This is a genomic window from Thermus caldilimi, from assembly GCF_004684245.1.
Classification (GTDB): domain Bacteria; phylum Deinococcota; class Deinococci; order Deinococcales; family Thermaceae; genus Thermus; species Thermus caldilimi.
The window spans coordinates 838,607-855,796 of record NZ_CP038452.1 but is presented as its reverse complement, the minus strand read 5'-3'; the positions used below and the strand labels follow the sequence as shown (position 1 = coordinate 855,796).

The 17,190-nt window shown below is 64.8% G+C and carries 15 protein-coding genes; 13 read left to right on the top strand and 2 right to left on the bottom strand.

All coding sequences use genetic code 11. The annotated features are described in order from the left end of the window. The 12 genes from EBI04_RS04250 to EBI04_RS04195 all read left to right on the top strand — a co-directional run bounded on the left by EBI04_RS04250 (position 1) and on the right by EBI04_RS04195 (position 14,280). Positions 1-846, top strand: coding sequence for a pseudouridine-5'-phosphate glycosidase (locus EBI04_RS04250; RefSeq protein ID WP_135256231.1), 846 nt, complete (start codon positions 1-3; stop codon positions 844-846). Positions 847-850: 4 nt separating this feature from the next. Continuing rightward, on the top strand, positions 851-1,726 hold the full coding sequence (locus tag EBI04_RS04245) for a RodZ domain-containing protein (protein WP_135256229.1): 876 nt from the start codon (positions 851-853) through the stop codon (positions 1,724-1,726). 91 nt (positions 1,727-1,817) lie between these two features. Then, entirely contained in the window at positions 1,818-3,122 is a 1,305-nt protein-coding gene (gene rimO, locus EBI04_RS04240) for a 30S ribosomal protein S12 methylthiotransferase RimO (RefSeq protein ID WP_135256227.1), read from the top strand. Between the two features lie 12 nt (positions 3,123-3,134). Further along, the gene (gene trkA / locus EBI04_RS04235) at positions 3,135-4,472 is read left to right on the top strand and encodes a Trk system potassium transporter TrkA (RefSeq protein WP_135256225.1); all 1,338 of its coding nucleotides are present in this window, start codon (positions 3,135-3,137) and stop codon (positions 4,470-4,472) included. Further along, complete coding sequence (locus EBI04_RS04230; protein ID WP_135256223.1) at positions 4,444-5,916, top strand: TrkH family potassium uptake protein; 1,473 nt, start codon at positions 4,444-4,446, stop codon at positions 5,914-5,916. The genes trkA and EBI04_RS04230 overlap by 29 nt, the downstream gene beginning before the upstream one ends. 17 nt (positions 5,917-5,933) lie before the next feature. Continuing rightward, positions 5,934-8,390 carry an alpha-glucan family phosphorylase gene (gene glgP, locus EBI04_RS04225; RefSeq protein ID WP_135256221.1) on the top strand — a complete coding sequence of 819 codons (2,457 nt, stop codon included), beginning with the start codon at positions 5,934-5,936 and terminating at the stop codon, positions 8,388-8,390. Between the two features lie 69 nt (positions 8,391-8,459). Beyond that, positions 8,460-9,224, top strand: coding sequence for an ABC transporter substrate-binding protein (locus tag EBI04_RS04220; RefSeq protein WP_135256219.1), 765 nt, complete (start codon positions 8,460-8,462; stop codon positions 9,222-9,224). A gap of 56 nt (positions 9,225-9,280) precedes the next feature. Further along, positions 9,281-10,069 carry an amino acid ABC transporter permease gene (locus EBI04_RS04215; RefSeq protein ID WP_135256217.1) on the top strand — a complete coding sequence of 263 codons (789 nt, stop codon included), beginning with the start codon at positions 9,281-9,283 and terminating at the stop codon, positions 10,067-10,069. A gap of 61 nt (positions 10,070-10,130) precedes the next feature. After that, positions 10,131-11,081, top strand: a complete 951-nt coding sequence (locus tag EBI04_RS04210) for a TAXI family TRAP transporter solute-binding subunit (RefSeq protein WP_135256216.1) — start codon at positions 10,131-10,133, stop codon at positions 11,079-11,081. Positions 11,082-11,136: 55 nt separating this feature from the next. Further along, positions 11,137-13,110 carry a TRAP transporter permease gene (locus EBI04_RS04205; protein WP_135256214.1) on the top strand — a complete coding sequence of 658 codons (1,974 nt, stop codon included), beginning with the start codon at positions 11,137-11,139 and terminating at the stop codon, positions 13,108-13,110. Next, positions 13,107-13,850 carry an amino acid ABC transporter ATP-binding protein gene (locus tag EBI04_RS04200; protein WP_167481873.1) on the top strand — a complete coding sequence of 248 codons (744 nt, stop codon included), beginning with the start codon at positions 13,107-13,109 and terminating at the stop codon, positions 13,848-13,850. The genes EBI04_RS04205 and EBI04_RS04200 overlap by 4 nt, the downstream gene beginning before the upstream one ends. A gap of 4 nt (positions 13,851-13,854) precedes the next feature. Further along, the gene (locus EBI04_RS04195; RefSeq protein WP_135256212.1) at positions 13,855-14,280 is read left to right on the top strand and encodes a hypothetical protein; all 426 of its coding nucleotides are present in this window, start codon (positions 13,855-13,857) and stop codon (positions 14,278-14,280) included. 3 nt (positions 14,281-14,283) lie between these two features. On the opposite strand, the gene EBI04_RS04190 is transcribed toward EBI04_RS04195, so the two are convergent. Further along, a complete protein-coding gene (locus tag EBI04_RS04190; RefSeq protein ID WP_135256210.1) occupies positions 14,284-15,123 on the bottom strand; it encodes a patatin-like phospholipase family protein in 840 nt (279 codons plus the stop codon). A 55-nt stretch (positions 15,124-15,178) separates the two neighbouring features. Here EBI04_RS04190 and trpC point away from each other — a divergent pair, with 55 nt between their 5' ends. Then, complete coding sequence (gene trpC / locus EBI04_RS04185) at positions 15,179-16,000, top strand: indole-3-glycerol phosphate synthase TrpC (protein ID WP_135257865.1); 822 nt, start codon at positions 15,179-15,181, stop codon at positions 15,998-16,000. Here trpC and EBI04_RS04180 read toward each other — a convergent pair. Continuing rightward, positions 15,959-16,930, bottom strand: a complete 972-nt coding sequence (locus EBI04_RS04180; RefSeq protein WP_240695372.1) for an IS110 family RNA-guided transposase — start codon at positions 16,928-16,930, stop codon at positions 15,959-15,961. The genes trpC and EBI04_RS04180 overlap by 42 nt on opposite strands. Positions 16,931-17,190: the final 260 nt, after the last annotated feature.

The window sequence follows — 17,190 nt, the reverse complement described above, 5'->3', positions numbered from 1 at the left end:
ATGGCGGAAGCGTTGGTGGCCCTGGAGTCCGCTCTCCTCACCCACGGGTTGCCCTACCCCCTGAACCTGCGCACCGCTAAGGCCCTGGAGGAAGCGGTGCGGGCTGAGGGGGCCACTCCCAAGACCCTCGCCCTCGTGCAGGGAGAGGTGCGCCTCGGCCTTTCCCAAGAGGAGATGGAGGCCTTGGCTCAAGGGGGCGTGGAAAAGGCCAGCCTATGGAACCTGCCTGCCCTTATGGTCCAGAAGAGGAGCGCTGGAACCACGGTGGCGGCCACGGTCCACCTGGCCCACCGCCACGGGATAGCGGTCTTCGCCACCGGGGGGATCGGGGGGGTGCATCCCGAGCCTTTTGACGAGAGCGCCGATCTTCTGGCCCTGGCCCGCACTCCCATCCTGGTGGTTTCCTCGGGGCCCAAGGCCATCCTGGACCTGAGGGCTACCCTGGAGCGCTTGGAAACCCTGGGGGTTTCCGTGGTGGGCTACCGCACGGACCGCTTGCCCGCCTTCTTTTCTCCCTCCTCCCCCTTTCCCGTGCCCGCCCGGGTGGAAACCCCCCTCGAGGCCGCCCTCGTCCTCCGCAAGGCCCGGGAGCTGGGCCTGGGAGCGGTCCTCCTGGTGAACCCCGTTTCCCAGGGCCTGCCTTACGAGGAGGTGGCCCTTTGGGTGGAGGAAGCCAACCACCAAGCGGCCAGGGAGGGGATTTTTGGCAAGGCCCTTACGCCTTACCTCTTAAGGCGCCTTTCCAAGCTTTCCCAAGGGGAGACCGACCGGGTTAACGAGAGGCTTCTCCTGGAAAACGCCCGCCTGGCGGCCCGGGTGGCCCTGGCCTTGGCCGGGCTAGAATAGCCTTGTGTGCGAACTGGGGGAAAGGCTGAGGCGGGCCCGGGAGGAGAAGGGGCTTTCCCTTAAGGAGGCGGCGGCGCGGTTGGCCCTGAAGGCCAAGGTGCTGGAGGCCCTCGAGGCGTGCCGTTTTGAGGAGCTCCCCGAGCCGGCCCTGGCCCGGGGCTACCTCCGGCGCTACGCCCTCCTCTTGGGGCTGGATCCCGAGCCCCTTCTGGCCCTCTACCCTTTGGCCCCCGCCTTCTCACCTCCCCCCCCGCCGGTCTCCCGCCGCTCCTTCCCCTGGCCTATACTGCTGGTTTTGATCCTCTTGGGGGCCTTGGGGTACGGGGCTTACCTGGTCTTGCGCCCGGCGCCGGTGCGGACGGTGACCCTGCCGCCCGAGCCCCCACCCAAGCCGCCGGAGCGCTATGGGCTTCGGGTGGTGAGCGAGCCCCCGGGGGCCCGGGTGTACCTGGATGGCTTCTACCTGGGCCAGACGCCCTTGGCCTCGCCACCCCTGGAAGGAGGCAGGCGCCTTCTTAGGTTGGAGCTACCCGGGTACGAGCCGGTGGAGGAGGAGGTGAACCTGGACCGGGACCTCTCCTTGAGGTACCGCCTGGTTCCCAAGCCTTCCCCTGAGCCCTCCTCTTCCAATCCCCAGCCGCAGATTGCCCCGGGGAAGCTGGTGCTTCGCCTCGAGGGCCGGAGCTGGCTCAGGGTCACCCAGGGGGGGAAGCGCCTATACGAGGGCATCCCCGAGGTGGGGGCGGAGCTCACCTTTGACCTACCGGTGGAGGTGCGCTCGGGGAATCCCGGGGCGGTGCGGGTTTTTCTGGACGGCAAGGACCTGGGGCCCTTGGGGGAGTCAGGGAAGCCCCTTACCCGCCGCTTCGAGGCACCCTGATGCCCCAGCGCAGGAGGCTGGGAAGGGGGCTATACTGGTCCCTTGGAGCCCCGAAGATGCCTCTTCGGGCTGGTTGGGCTCCTGGAGGTCTATGGCGAAGATCGGCTTTGTGAGCCTGGGCTGCCCCAAGGCCCTGGTGGATTCGGAACAGATCCTTTCCCGGCTGAAAGCCCTGGGTTACGAGACCAGTCCCACCTATGAGGAGGCGGAGCTGGTGGTGGTGAACACCTGCGGCTTCATCACCCCGGCCATAGAGGAGAGCCTCGAGGCCATCGGGGAGGCCTTGCGGGAAAACGGCAAGGTGGTGGTGACGGGATGCCTGGGGGCCAGGCCCGAGGTGATCCGGGAAAGGTACCCCAATGTGCTGGAAGTCACCGGCCCGGGGGAGGTAGAGCGGGTCTTGGAGGCGGTGCAGGAGGTGCTGCCCGCACCCCGCAACCCCCTTTTGGACCTCATCCCGCCCCAGGTGAAGCTCACCCCCCGGCACTACGCCTACGTGAAGCTTTCCGAGGGATGCGACCACCGCTGTAGCTTCTGCATCATCCCCAAGCTGAGGGGAGGCTTGCGCTCCCGCGAGGCCGGGGAGGTCCTGGCGGAGGCCGCCCGGCTGGTGGCCACGGGCACCCGGGAACTCCTCCTCATCGCCCAGGACCTCTCCGCTTACGGGGTAGACCTCCACCACCGGGAAAGCTTCTGGGGCGACCGCCTGGTGAGGGCGGAGCTTAAGGAACTTCTTTCCCATATGGCGGAGCTTGGAGCCTGGATACGGCTTCACTACGTCTACCCCTACCCCCACGTGCGGGAGCTTCTTCCCCTCATGGCCGAGGGCAAGGTGCTTCCCTATCTGGATGTGCCCTTGCAACACGCTTCCGAAAGAATCCTCCGTCTCATGCGCCGTCCTGGGGGGTACCAAAGCCACCTGAAGACCCTCAAGGTCTGGCGGGAGGTGGTCCCAGAGCTCGCCATCCGTTCCACCTTCATCGTGGGTTTCCCGGGGGAAACCGAAGAGGACTTCCAGATCCTCCTGGACTTTTTGCAGGAGGCAGAGCTGGACCGGGTGGGGGTCTTCACCTATTCCCCCGTGGAGGGGGCTGAGGCCAACGCCCTTCCGGGTCACGTCCCCGAGGAGGTCAAGGAGGAACGGAAGGCCAGGCTCATGGAGGTGCAGGCGGGGATCAGCCTGCGAAAGAACCAAGGCTTCGTGGGTAAGACCCTCGAGGTCCTGGTGGACGAGCTCCCGGAGCCCGGCTTGGCCGTGGGCCGGAGCTATCGGGATTCCCCGGGGATAGACGGGGTGGTCTACGTGGAGACCGACGGCACGGCCCGGGTGGGGGAGAGGATTCGGGTCCGGATAACCCGGGCGGATACCTACGACCTTTACGGGGTCCAGGCTTAGGATAGGAGCGGTATGTACATCGTCATCGCCGGGGGCGGGGAGGTGGGCGGGGAGCTGGCCCGCACCCTGGAAAAGGCCCACGAGGTGGTGGTGTTGGACCGCAACCCCCAGGCCAAGGAGCGCTTTGCCCATCTGGACGTGAAGGTGGTGTTGGGTGGGGCCACGGACCCCGACGCCCTTCGGGAGGCCGGGGTGGACCGAGCGGATCTCTTCATTGCCAGCACCGATTCCGACGAGGTGAACCTGCTGGCCTCCCTTCTGGCCAAGGGCCTTGGGGCCAAGGAAACCCTGTGCTTTGTGGGCAAGGGGGGGTACATGGAGGTGCTCACCGATCCCCGCACCGCCGAGATTCTGGGTACCCGCATCGACAAGGTCCTCTGGCCCCAGAGGGCCATGGCCAGGGAGATCGTGGAGGTGATCCTGGTTCCTGGGGCCGTGGACACCGAGGTGCTGGCGGAGGGGCGGCTCCGCTTCGTGGAGTACCGGGTGAAGGAGGGGGGGCCCTACGCCCACCGGCTTCTATCCGAGCTCCCCTGGCCGGAGGGCGTCCTGGTGGTGGGGGTGGTGCGGGACGGGGCCTTCTGGAGCTTTGCCCACCCGGGGTATCCGGAGGTCATCCTGGAGCCCGGGGACAAGATCCTCTTCGTTACCACCTTAAAGGCTTTCCCTGAGCTGGAGGCCTGCTTTGCCACGGGGCGGGGCGTGCGCAGGGTGATGGTCATCGGCGGGGGCAATGTGGGCTTCATGGTGGCCCAGGAGCTTCTAAGACGGCGCCTCGAGGTGGTGATCATCGAGCCCAGCCGCGAGCGGTGCGAGTGGCTTTCCCAGGAGCTTCCCGGTGCCCTCATCATCCAAGGGGATGGTACCGATCTGGAGCTTCTGGAGGCGGAGGGATTGCAGGAAGCCGATGCGGTGGTGGCGGTAACGGATAACGACGAGAAGAACCTCCTCGCCTCCCTCCTGGCCAAGCAGCTTGGGGTGGGGAAGGTAATCACCCGGGTGTCCCGCTCGGAAACCCGCAGGCTCTTTGAGCAGGTGGGCATAGACCTGCCCCTCACTCCCCGCCAGGCGGCGGTGCGGGCGGTCTTGGACTACTTGGGGCCCGAGAACGTGGAGCACGTGTCCACCATGGACGAGAACATCGAGCTCCTGGAGGTGGAGCTTCCAGAGAGCTTCAGACCCCGGTACCTGAGCACCCTGGCCACGCCCCAGGTGGCCCCGGTGGCCCTGGAGCGGGACCATCGGGTGATGCTCTACCGTGAGGACCTCGAGGCCCTGCCCAACGACCGGCTCTTTTTGGTGGTGGCCCGGGAGGTGGCGGATGAAGCCGTGGCCCGTGTCGTCGGCTAGGCAGGGGTTTCGCTCCAGCCTCTACCTCCTGGGCCTTACCTACCAGGGCTTTGGCCTTCTCATGCTGGCCTTCGCCCTCTTGGCCCTGGGCTTTAAGGAGGACGCCCGGGGGTTTCTCCTGGGGGCGGTGATGGGGGTGGGGTTGGGCAAGGCCCTGCAGGGGGTGGGGCATGCGGAGGCCCAGCCGCACCGGGCCGAGGTCTTCGCCGCCGTGGCCCTGCTTTGGCTTTTGGTGCCCGCCTTGGGGGCCATACCCTACTGGATCTCGGGGGGGCTGAACTACCTGGACGCTCTTTTTGAGGCGGTTTCCGGCTTTACCACCACCGGGGCCACGGTGCTTTCGGATTTCGGGCAGTTTGGCAAGAGCCTTTTTCTCTGGAGAAGTTTCACCCAGTGGATGGGGGGTATCGGCATCGTGGTGCTTTTCCTGGTGGTCTTTCCCCAGCTTCAGGTAGCGGGCCGCCAGGCCTTTTTCGCCGAGAGCACAGGGGTGGAGAAGGAAAGGCTTACCCCCAGGTTGCGGCATACCGCCCAGGCGGTCTTGCGGGTGTACCTGACCCTGACCGCTTTGGCCTTCCTGGCCTACTGGTGGGCGGGCATACCCGTCTTTGAGGCCTTGGCCAACGCCCTCACCACCATCCCGGCGGGAGGGTTCAGCCCGAACCCGCAAAGCTTTGCCGCCTACCCCCTCCTGGCCCAGTGGCTGGGAAGCTTCTTCATGTTCCTGGCGGGGGTGAACTTCCTCCTGCAGTACCGGCTGTTCTTCGGACGGGAGGTCAAACCCCTCTTCAGGGATGCGGAGTTCCGGGCCTATGCCCTGCTGGTGCTCCTTGCGGGTTTACTGCTTTCCCTTTACCTCTACACCCACCACCTGTATAGCCTCGAGGCCAGCCTCCGCCATGCGTTTTTCCAGGTGATCTCCATCGTGACCACCACGGGTTTCGCCAGCGTGAACTTCGCTCAGTGGGTGGTGCCCGCCCAGGCCATCCTGGTGCTCCTCATGTTCGTGGGGGGAAGCGCGGGCTCGGGGGCGGGGGGCATCAAGGTGGTGCGCTGGCTTCTGCTTTTCGGGCTTCTAAGGCGGGAGATCACCCGCACCCTCCACCCCAGGGCGGTCCTTCCCCTGCGCTTGGGACACCGGGTGGTCTCCGAGGAGGCCTTGCGGCAGGTTTCCGTCTTCATCTTTCTTTACACCCTTCTTTTTGGCTTCGGTACCCTGACCCTGGCGCTTTTGGAGGGGAGCTTTGTGGAGGCCTTTACCGCCAGCGCCCAGGCCATCGGCAACATCGGGCCGGGGCTTGGGACGGTGGGCCCCATGGGTTCCTATGCGGAACTCCATCCTGTTTCCAAGGTCGTCCTCATCTTCCAGATGTGGGCGGGGCGGATAGAGATCCTTCCCGTGGTCCTCCTTTTCAGCCCAGAGCTCTGGCGGCGGCTTCGGTGAAGGGTATAATCCACCCCATGAAGGTGCTGGGGCGTCTTACCGCCATGCCCGAGCTTCCCGAGGCCCTTAGGGGTTTGAGGAAGCTGGCCTATAACCTTTGGTGGAGTTGGAATCCGGAGGCGGCAGAGCTTTTCCAGGAGATAGATTCCTCGCTTTGGAAGCGTTTCCGCGGCAACCCGGTCAGGTTGCTCCTGGAGGTGGACCCCGCCCGCCTCGAGGGCCTGGCGGAGGGCACCTATCCCGCCCGGGTCCAGGCGGTGGTGGCGGCCTTGGAGGCTTACCTCAAGGAGCGGGAGGCGAAGAGGGGACCCCTCACGGCGTACTTTTCCGCGGAGTACGGCTTCCATAGCTCCCTGCCCATCTACGCGGGTGGGCTAGGGGTGCTGGCCGGGGATCACATCAAGGCGGCCAGCGATTTGGGTTTGAACCTGGTGGGGGTGGGGATCTTTTACCACGAGGGCTACTTCCACCAGCGCCTTACCCCCGATGGGGCCCAGGTGGAGGTGTACGAGGCTTTGCATCCGGAAGAGCTGCCCCTTCTGCCCGTCCAGGACCGGGAGGGCCGCCCCCTTAGGGTGGGGGTGGAGTTCCCGGGGCGCACGGTCTGGCTTGGGGCCTTCCGGGTGCAGGTGGGCGCCGTGTCCGTATACCTCCTCACCGCCGATCTCCCGGAAAACCTTCCAGAGGACCGGGCCATCACCGCCAGGCTTTACGCTCCCGGCCTGGAGACGCGCATCCAGCAGGAGATGGTCTTGGGGATCGGGGGAATCAGGCTGCTACGGGCTTTAGGGCTTAACCCCCAGGTCTTCCACATGAACGAAGGGCACTCGGCCTTTTTGGGCCTGGAGAGGGTGCGGGAGCTGGTGGCCGAGGGGCATGCCTTCCCGGTGGCCCTGGAGCTGGCCCGCGCCGGGGCCCTTTTCACCACCCACACCCCGGTGCCCGCAGGGCACGACGCCTTCCCCCTGGAGCTTGTGGAACGATACCTCTTTGGCTTCTGGGAGAGGCTGGGGGTGGACAGGGAGGCCTTTTTCGCCCTGGGCCTCGAGGAGAAGCCCTGGGGCAAGGTGTTCTCCATGTCCAACCTGGCCCTCAGGACCAGCGCCCAGGCCGGGGGGGTTTCCCGCCTCCACGGGGAGGTTTCCCGGCAGATGTTCCACCACCTCTGGCCGGAGCTTCTTCAGGAAGAGGTGCCCATCGGCCACGTCACCAACGGGGTCCACACCTGGACCTTCCTCCATCCTAGGCTTCGCCGCCACTACGCCGAGGTCTTCGGCCCCGAGTGGCTGAAGCGGCCCGAGGACCCCGCCACCTGGAAGGTGGAGGGTCTGGGAGAGGAGTTCTGGCGCATCCACAAGGACCTCCGGGCCGAGCTGGTGCGGGAGGTGCGCGCTCGGGTTTACGAACAACGCCGCAGGAATGGGGAAAGCCCCAGCCGCCTCCGCCAGGCGGAGCGCGTCCTGGACCCGGAGGCCCTCACCATTGGCTTTGCCCGTCGCTTCGCCACCTACAAGCGGGCCGTGTTGCTGTTCAAGGATCCCGAGCGCCTCCTCCGCATCCTCCAGGGGCCCTATCCCGTGCAGTTTGTCTTTGCGGGCAAGGCCCATCCCAAGGACGAGCCCGGCAAGGCCTATCTCCAGGAGCTCTTTGCCAAGATCAAGGAGTACGGCCTCGAGGAGCGCATGGTGGTCCTGGAGGACTACGACATGTACCTGGCCCGGGTTTTGGTCCACGGCAGCGATGTCTGGCTCAACACTCCCCGGAGGCCCATGGAGGCCTCGGGCACCAGCGGGATGAAGGCGGCTTTGAACGGCGTCTTGAACCTGAGCGTCCTGGACGGTTGGTGGGCTGAGGCCTACAACGGAAAGAACGGTTTTGCCATCGGCGATGAACGGGTCTACGAGAGCGAGGAGGCCCAGGATATGGCCGATGCCCAGGCTCTTTACGACGTGCTGGAGGGGGAGGTGCTACCCCTTTTCTACGCCAAGGGTCCCGAGGGTTACTCCTCGGGGTGGCTTTCCATGGTCCACGAAAGCCTGCGCACCGTGGGTCCCCACTTCAGCGCTGCCCGCATGGTGCGGGAGTACCTGGAGCGCTACGAGCGGGGGGCGCACTGGGCGGCGGTGGCCCAAGGGCAACACGCCCTCCTCGCCCAGTTCCACCAGGCCCTTCCCGCCCTGGAGCGCCTGGGCCTGCGGGCGCAGGTTCCGGGGGACCTCACCCTGAACGGCACCCCCATGCGGGTGCGGGCCCACGTGCAGGGGGAGGTGCCTGAGGCCCTACGGCCTTTTCTGGAGGTGCAGCTGGTGGTGCGCCGGGCGGGCAGCCACCTCGAGGTGGTGCCCATGGAGGGGGGACCGGAGGGGTACGAGGCGCTCTACCGCCCCCCCCGCCCGGGGAGCTACGCCTACGGGGTGCGCCTAGCCCTCAAGCACCCCGTCACCGGGAGGGTAGTCTGGGTGCGTTGGGCCTGATACCACCCCCTTCCCTTGACCCCTTGGGCGCACCCGGTATAATCGGCCCGTGCACCAGGGAGGATGAGCATGAGGAGGATCCTGTTTTTGCTTGTGGCTTTGGGGTTGACCGTGGCCTTCGCTCAGGTGCGCACCTGGGAACAGATCAAGCGCTCTGGGGAGATCCGTATCGGTACGGAGGGGGCCTTCCCGCCCTTTAACTACTTCGACGAGAAGAACCAGCTCACGGGGTTTGAGATCGACCTGGGCAACGCCATCGCTAAAAAGCTGGGGCTGAAGCCCGTGTGGATCACCCAAGCCTTTGACAGCCTTCTCATCCAGCTGAACCAGGGCCGGTTTGACTTCGTGATCGCCTCCCACGGCATCACCGAGGAGCGGGCCAAGGCCGTGGACTTCACCAACCCCCACTACTGCACGGGCGGCATCATCGTGAGCAAGAAGGGAGGCCCCAAGACGGCTAAGGAACTTCAGGGCAAGGTGGTGGGGGTGCAGATCGGCACCACCTACATGGAAGCTGCTCAGAAGATTCCCGGCATCAAGCAGGTCCGCACCTACCAGAAGGATCCCGATGCTCTTCAGGACCTCCTTTCGGGCCGCCTGGACGCGTGGATTACGGACCGCTTCGTGGCCAAGGAGGCCATCAAGGAGCGGAAGCTGGAGAATACCCTCCAGCTGGGAGAGTTGGTCTTCCAGGAAAGGGTGGCCATGGCCGTGGCCAAGGGCAATAAGAGCGTGCTCCAGGCTCTTAACCAGGCCCTGGCCGACCTGATGAAGGACGGTACCTACGCCCAGATCAGCAAGAAGTGGTTCGGCGAGGACGTGCGCTGTAAGTAAGCTAACCCCGGGCCCGGGGTGAGGGGGTTGCCCTGGGCCCTTTTCCTGCCGTGAAGATGCCATCTTGGTTGCGGGTCTTTTTGCTCCTGGCCCTCCTCCTTGGGGGGTATTTCGGCCTGTTCGCCCTTTTGGGTGCGGTGCTGGAGCGCTACTTCCTCCTCACCGGCTTTGGACCTGACCGGGCGGCTTCCGCGGGCCAGGCCATGGCCTTGGGTGCGGAGATCACCTTAAAGCTCACCTTGATCTCCGGCCTGGCGGGGCTGGTCATCGGGGTGTTCGCCGGGATGTTCCGCCTTTCCCGGCGTTTGTGGGTGCGGCTTCCCGCCAGCTTTTACATCTGGGTTACCCGTGGCACGCCCCTTTTGGTGCAGATCCTCTTCGCCTACAATGCCTTGCCCCTCCTGCTTCAGCCCCTCTGGCCCGAGGCCCAGCAGGTTCTCACCCCCTACTGGGCGGCCTTCATCGCCCTTTCCTTCAACGTGGGGGCGTACAACGCCGAGGTGGTCCGGGCCGGGATCCAGGCCATTCCCAAGGGGCAGTGGGAGGCCGCCTGGTCTCTTGGGCTTTCCCCGGCGGACACCATGCGCTTCGTGGTCCTGCCCCAGGCCCTGCGCATCGTGGTACCTCCCTTGGTCAACAACGTGGTGGCCCTTCTCAAGGATTCTTCCCTGGCCAGCGTCATCGCCCTTACCGAGCTGGCCCTTTCCGGGCAACGCATCATTTCGGCCACCTTCCGGCCGGTGGAGGTCTACCTGGCGGTGGCGGCCATTTACCTCCTCCTGACCACCGTGCTCACCTTCTTCACAAACCTTTTGGAGCAGAGGCTCCAGGTGGCGGGGAGGTAGGGCTTGTGGAGGGGAAGGGGCTACGGGTATACTGCCTGCGGCATAAAGGAGGTGTAAGGTTATGCGGCTAAGGAATACGTTATTGGCAGGGATCGCCTTCCTGGGCTTGAGCCTAGCCCAGGAGTTCGTCACCATCGGCTCGGGGGCCACCACGGGGGTCTACTTTCCCGTGGCCACGGGTATGGCCAAGCTGGTGAACGATGCCAACGTGGGCATTCGGGCCAACGCCCGCTCCACCGGGGGCAGCGTGGCCAACATTAACGCCATCGCTGCCGGGGAGTTCGAGTTGGCCTTAGCGCAAAACGACATCGCCTACTACGCCTATCAGGGATGTTGCATCGCTGCCTTTGATGGGAAGCCCGTGAAGGGCATCCGCGCTTTGGCGGCCCTTTACCCTGAGGTCATCCATATCGTGGCCCGGGCCGATGCGGGCATCCGCACCGTGGCGGACCTCAAGGGTAAGCGGGTGGTGGTGGGCGATGTGGGCTCGGGGACGGAGCAGAACGCGAGGCAGATCCTCGAGGCCTACAACCTCCGTTTTGAGGACCTGGGCCAGGCCATCCGGGTGAGCGCCACCCAGGGCATCCAGCTCATGCAGGATAAGCGGGCGGATGCCCTCTTCTACACGGTGGGCCTAGGGGCTAGCGCCATCCAGCAACTGGCCCTCACCACGCCCATCACCTTGGTGGCGGTGGACCTGGGCAAGGTCCAGGCCATCGCCAAGAAGTACCCCTTCTACGTGGGCTTCAACATCCCTGGGAGCACCTACAAGGGAGTGGAGGTCACCACGCCCACGGTGGCGGTGCAGGCCATGTTGATTGCCTCGGAGAAGCTGTCCGCCGATACCGTGTACAAGTTCATGAAGGCGGTGTTCGGCAACCAGGAGGCCTTCAAGAAGATCCACCCCAACCTGGAGCGTTTCTTCAGCCTGCAGAAGGCGGTGAAGGGCCTGCCCATTCCCTTGCACCCTGGTGCGGAGCGGTTCTACAAGGAGGTAGGAGTCCTCAAGTAGGCTCTTGGCTGAGCCCAGGGGGCCCCGCCTGGGGCCCCCTTTGCCTGGAGGAAGCATGGAGAAGGACGCCTCGCTTTTGGTGGAGGAAACCGAGCTAGGGGGGCGAAGGCTCAAGGGAGCGGGCCGGTATGTGCTCTTCGGCCTGGGGGTGGCTTGGAGCCTCTTTCAGCTTTGGGCCACCGAGCTGGGTACCCTGGACCCCATGCGGCTTAGGGCGGTGCACCTGGCCTTTGCTTTGGCTCTAGCCTTTTTGGCCTACCCGGGGAGGCGGGGACCGCGAGAGCGTATCCCCCTCCTGGATTGGAGCATGGCCCTCTTGGGAGTAGTCGGGGCCCTTTACGTGGTCTGGGATTACTACGGGATCACCCAGCTCCGGGGGGGTATCCCCAGCCAGCGGGATGTCTTCATGGGGACCCTGACCCTTTTGGTTCTCTTCCTGGCTGCCTGGCGGGTGGTGGGGCCTGCGCTGCCCATCATCGCCTCGGTGTTTGTCCTCTACGCCCTTACCGGGCCCAAGGGGCTTCTACCCTTTACCCTTCCCTCCTGGCTCCAGCTCCATGCGGGCAGCCAGTGGGGGCAGCTCATGGGGCAGCTCTACACCACCGCCGAGGGCATCTGGGGGGTACCCTTGGGGGTTTCTGCCACCTTTGTGTTTCTCTTCGTCCTCTTTGGCGCGCTTCTGGAAAAAGCTGGGGCGGGGCATTTCTTCATCCAGGTGGCCTACGCCCTGTTGGGCCACTTCCGCGGGGGGCCCGCCAAGGCGGCGGTGGTGGCCAGCGCCCTTACGGGGGTGGTTTCGGGCAGTTCCGTTTCCAATGTGGTCACCACGGGCACCTTCACCATCCCCTTGATGAAGCGGGTGGGGTATCCGCCGGAGAAGGCTGGGGCAGTGGAGGTGGCCTCCTCCTCCAACGGGCAGCTCATGCCTCCGGTCATGGGGGCTGCGGCCTTCATCATGGCGGAGTTCTTGGGCATCCCTTATAGCCAGCTCATTCTGATCGCGGTCATCCCCGCCCTCCTGGCTTATGCCACCCTCTTCATCACCGTGCACCTCGAGGCCCTCCAGCTGGGCCTCAAGGGGGTACCCAGGTCGGAGCTACCCCCCGTGGGTCCTATTCTGCGCTCGGGCCTCCATTACCTTCTTCCCCTGGTCTACCTGGTCTACGCCCTGGTGGCCCTGCGCCTGACCCCCGAGCGGGCAGCCTTGAACACCATCTTCCTCATGCTGGTTCTCATCCTGGTCCAGGAGGTGTGGCGGGCCTATCGGGCGAGAACCGGGCTCGGCTTCGGCCTGCTTAGGGGGGGAAGGCTCATCCTGGAGGGTCTCGAGGCGGGCGCTCGGGGCATGGTGGGCATCGCCTTGGCTACCGCCACCGCGGGGGTCATCGTGGGCATCGTCACCATGACCGGGATTGGCTTTGGCCTCACGGACGTCGTGGAACGCTTATCGGGGGGGAATCTGATCCTGGTTCTCATCCTGGCCCAGCTCACCAGCCTCCTTCTCGGCATGGGCCTCCCCACCACCGCCAACTACATTGTCATGGCCTCCTTGGTGGTGCCGGTGGTGCTTCAGCTTTCGGAGAAAGCGGGCTACGCGGTGCCGCCCGTGGCCGCCCACATGTTCGTCTTCTACTTCGGCATCATGGCGGACTCCACGCCTCCGGTGGCCTTGGCCGCCTACGCGGCCAGCGCCATCGCCAGATCCGATTTTTGGAAGACGGCGGTTCAGGGCTTCGTGTACGAGCTTCGCACCGCCCTCCTCGCCTACATGTTCTTTTTCAGCCCCAAGCTCCTCCTCCTCGGGGTGGATAGCGTCCTGGAGGGGGCTTGGATCGTCCTCTCTGCCCTTTTGGGCATGACCGCCTTCAGCGCCAGCCTGGTGGGCTTCCTGCACAAGCGCACCACCCTTTTGGAGAGGGCCCTGCTCATGGCGGCGGCCCTCACCTTGGTGATACCGGGCCTTCTTACGGATGCCCTCGGTCTGGCCCTTTTCCTCCTGGTCTACGCCATGCAACGGGTGCGAAAATGAAGGCGGTGGACCCCATCATCCGTATCCACAACCTGCACAAGTGGTTCGGTTCATTGCACGTGTTGAAGGGCATTCACTTGGAGGTGGCCCCTGGGGAGAAGCTGGTGATCATCGGCCCCTCGGGTTCGGGGAAGAGCACCCTGATCCGCTGCATCAACCGCCTGGAGGACTTCCAGGAGGGCGAGGTGGTGGTGGACGGGCACAGGGTAAAAGACGAAAGGGCCCTCAAGGAGGTGCGGCGGGAGGTGGGGATGGTCTTTCAGCAGTTCAACCTCTTCCCCCACATGACGGTGCTGGAGAACATCACCCTGGCCCCCATGCGGGTGAGGGGCTGGTCTCGGGAGAGGGCGGAGCGGAAGGCTTTGGAGCTTTTGGAGCGGGTGGGGATCCTGGACCAGGCGAGGAAGTACCCTGGGCAGCTATCCGGGGGCCAGCAGCAGCGGGTGGCCATCGCCCGGGCTTTGGCCATGGAGCCCAAGGTGATGCTTTTTGACGAGCCCACCAGCGCTTTGGATCCGGAGATGGTGGGGGAGGTGTTGGACGTGATGCGGGACCTGGCCCGTGGAGGGATGACCATGCTGGTGGTGACCCACGAGATGGGGTTTGCCCGGGAGGTGGCGGACCGGGTGATCTTCATGGACGGGGGTCAGATCGTGGAGGAGGGGAGGCCGGAGGAGATCTTCTCTTCCCCCAAGGAGGAAAGGACCCGGGCCTTCCTGCAACGGGTCCTGCACCACTAGGCCCATGCCTGCTCCCGAGCGCAAAGAAGGTCTTTGGGGGCTTTTGGAGGCCCTCCTGGATCCGAAGGCTCCTTCTTCCCTGCGCCTTCGTGGGCTTAGGCTTTACGCGGGTTTCCTCCTGGTTCTTCAAGGAGGGGTGCTCCTCCTTCTGGCCTGGGTATTGCCCCGGGCGTCCCACTCCCTGCTTTGGGCCTTGGCCCTAGGAGGCGGTTTATGGCTTCTTTTTCAGGCGGAGGCCAGCTGGCGGAGGGAAGGGGAGGAGCCCCTCACACCCTTGCGGGTGGTGGGTTTGGGGGGAGCCCTTTTCTTCTTTTTGGGGGTGATGGGCCTCCTCCTTTGGCCAGGGGGTTTTCTGCTCTTTCTCCTGGGGGCCCTTGGGTTTTTGTACCTTTGGTACCGTTCGGAACAGGCCTTGCTGGCCAGAAAGTAGTTTCTATTGGGAAAGCCTCAGGGCCCGGGCCACATCCTTTAGGCGGACCCGGGAAAGGGCTTTGATCCCCTCGAGGTGTTCCCTGGCCCGCTTCTGCCCGAGCTGGTAGACCAAGGGGAGGGCCTTGTGGTCGAAGGTGCCGATGGCCATGGGAGGATTTAGGGCGATGACCAGGTCAGCCTCCTGCAGGGCAAGGTCCTTAAGGCGCCTGCGGCTCGCCTCCCCGGCTAGAAGCGCTGCCTCCAGGGCCGTTTTTGGCCCTTCCTTGGGTGGAGGGTTGGACACGTCCACCGCCACCACCTTGGGGAAAAGCTCCTTGGCTGCCCGCACCGGCACCTTTTCCGCCACGTCCCCATCCACCAAAAGCCTTCCCTCCCAGGGCACGGGAGGGAAAAGGCCAGGAATAGCCATGCTGGCGAGAACCGCCTTCCACGCTGGTCCCTGGCGAAGGACGATCCGTTCCCCCGTGAGGAGGTCCGCCGCCTGGATGGCTAAGGGGATGGGGCTGGCCTCGAGGCGGGCCTCTCCGAAGAGGCGCTGTAACCCCAGGGCGATCCTTTCCGCTTCAAAAAGGTGAGGGCGCCGGAAGGCGGTGAAGAGCCTGGCCAGGGTGCGGAGGTTCCCCCCCTGGCGGAGCCCGGCGATCTCCCGGTCAAAGATGGCCTCGTGAACCCTCCAGGGATCCTTGTGGCCGAAGGCGTAGGCGGCGGCTGCCAAGGCACCGGCGGAGCTTCCCGCAAGGCCTCGGATGGGTATTCCGGCCTCCTCCAAAACCGCCAGCACCCCCAGGTGAGCGTACCCGCGCACACCGCCACCTCCCAAGGCCAGGGCCACCCCTCGCACAATCCTTACCCTACACGTAAAAAGGCATCGTATGAAGGCGTGGTATAACGAGGGCATGCGCCCCCACTTGAGTAGGGTTCCCGGCGTTCTGGGGGAGATTGCCCGCAGGCGGGCGGAAGAGGTGGTTCCCTATCCCCTTCCCCCTGCTCCCGAGGCGGTGCCCTCCTTCCGGGAGGCCCTGCTTCAGCCAGGGCTTTCCGTGATCGCTGAGGTGAAGAAGTCAAGCCCCTCGGAAGGGGCCATAAGGGCGCTGGATCCCGCGGCAGCTGCCCAGGCCTACCAGCGGGGCGGGGCCAGGGCCCTCAGCGTCCTCACTGAGCCCCATTACTTTGGAGGCAGCCTCGAGGACCTCCTTAGGGTCCGCCAAGCGGTGGACCTCCCCCTCTTGCGCAAGGACTTCGTGGTGGATCCCTTCATGCTCCAGGAGGCCAGGGCCTATGGGGCCAGTGCGGTTCTCCTTATCGTGGCCGTTTTGGGGGAACTCACCGGGGTCTACCTGGAGGAGGCGAGGCGCCTTGGCCTGGATGCCCTGGTGGAGGTGCACACGGAAAGGGAGCTGGAGCTGGCCCTCGAGGCGGGGGCGGAGATGGTGGGCATCAACAACCGGAATCTCACCACCCTGCAGATAGACCTCACCGCGGCCCCAAGGCTTGGCCGCTTGGCCCGAGAGGCTGGCTTTGGCGGGGTTTTGGTGGCGGAGTCGGGCTATTCCCGCCGGGAGGAGCTGAAACCCTTGGAGGGGCTTTTCGACGCCGTGCTCATCGGCACCAGCCTCATGAAAAGCCCTGATCTGGAGGAAGCCCTGAGGGCGCTGGTAGACCTCAACGGCGATTTGTCAAGCCCCCCTGACGCACACAGCCCACGCCGCACGTGCTAGACGGGCCGCCAAAGCCGTGAGTGCAAGTCTCTTTGGTTTACCTCTAGCTACCATCCTATCCACCCACTCCCTACGCTCAGCATCGAAGCGGTATGCAGATAGGGCCGCCATGTAAAAGGCAGACCGGAGGCGGGAAGGGCCTACCCTGGAGATGGCCGACTTCTCCGGGGCGTCCCCAGACTGGTAAATCCTGGGGGTCAAACCCGTAAAGGCCGCATATGCCCGAGCCGAACGGAAGCGGGTCATATCGCCAGAGTAGGCGAGAACCTTCAGAGCGAGAACGTGACCGAAACCCGGAAGCGTGGTGAGAGAGTCCAGCCACCGGGACACCACAGGGTCAGCCTGGGCAACCTCAAGGGCTTTCTGCATGACCTCCTCCCGGAGCCCCCGGAGGGTACGGGGGACATATCCCAGGATGCCCGATACACCGGGCACAACGTACTCCCAGGCATGAAGCCGGTTGAGGGCACCCACCCGGTCAGAGGTTAGGGCCTCAGAAAAGCGAACCAGAAGGGAGAGCAGGACAAGGGAGTCCTCCAAGGGGGTGTAAAGGGGTAAGTCCACATGCCGCTCAGCAAGAAAGCGAGCGATGAGCCTAGCATCCGCCTTATCGGTCTTGGCCCTACGCAAGAGGGACCGGGCATAGGCTTTGACTGCCTGAGGGTTGAGGACGTAGACCCAGAAGCCTGCCTGGTGGAGGGCGTAGGCCAAAGGGCGGTAGTAGGTACTGGTGGCCTCTAGGCCAACGGAAGCACCGGGAGGGAGAGCCTCGAGAAGGGAAGGGATACCCTCAGGGTTCGGCACCCGGAGGACTTCCCCAGAGGGAAGGGCAACATCGAGCCACCTTGCAGATACGTCAACGCCTACAAATGCGCTCATCGTGCATAAAACCAGGCTTATCGGTGGAAGGCCTCGCAGGAAAAAGCGCATACATATACGGGGCGGGCCTCCCCTATGGCACTCTTACACCCGACCACTAAGGGCCAACCTCAACGACGCCTATGGGGATGGGGCCAGTCTACCAGACGACCACAAGGGCCAGGATAGCCCTCGACCACTCAGCCCGCCCCGCAAGCATTCTAGCGCCTTTGGCGGTAGACGCCACGGCGGGGGTCATAGGGGCACCCCAAGTAAGCCACGTGAGGGCAAAAGCGCTTGCCTTGCTTTACTTGGAGGGCCAAGGAATGAGG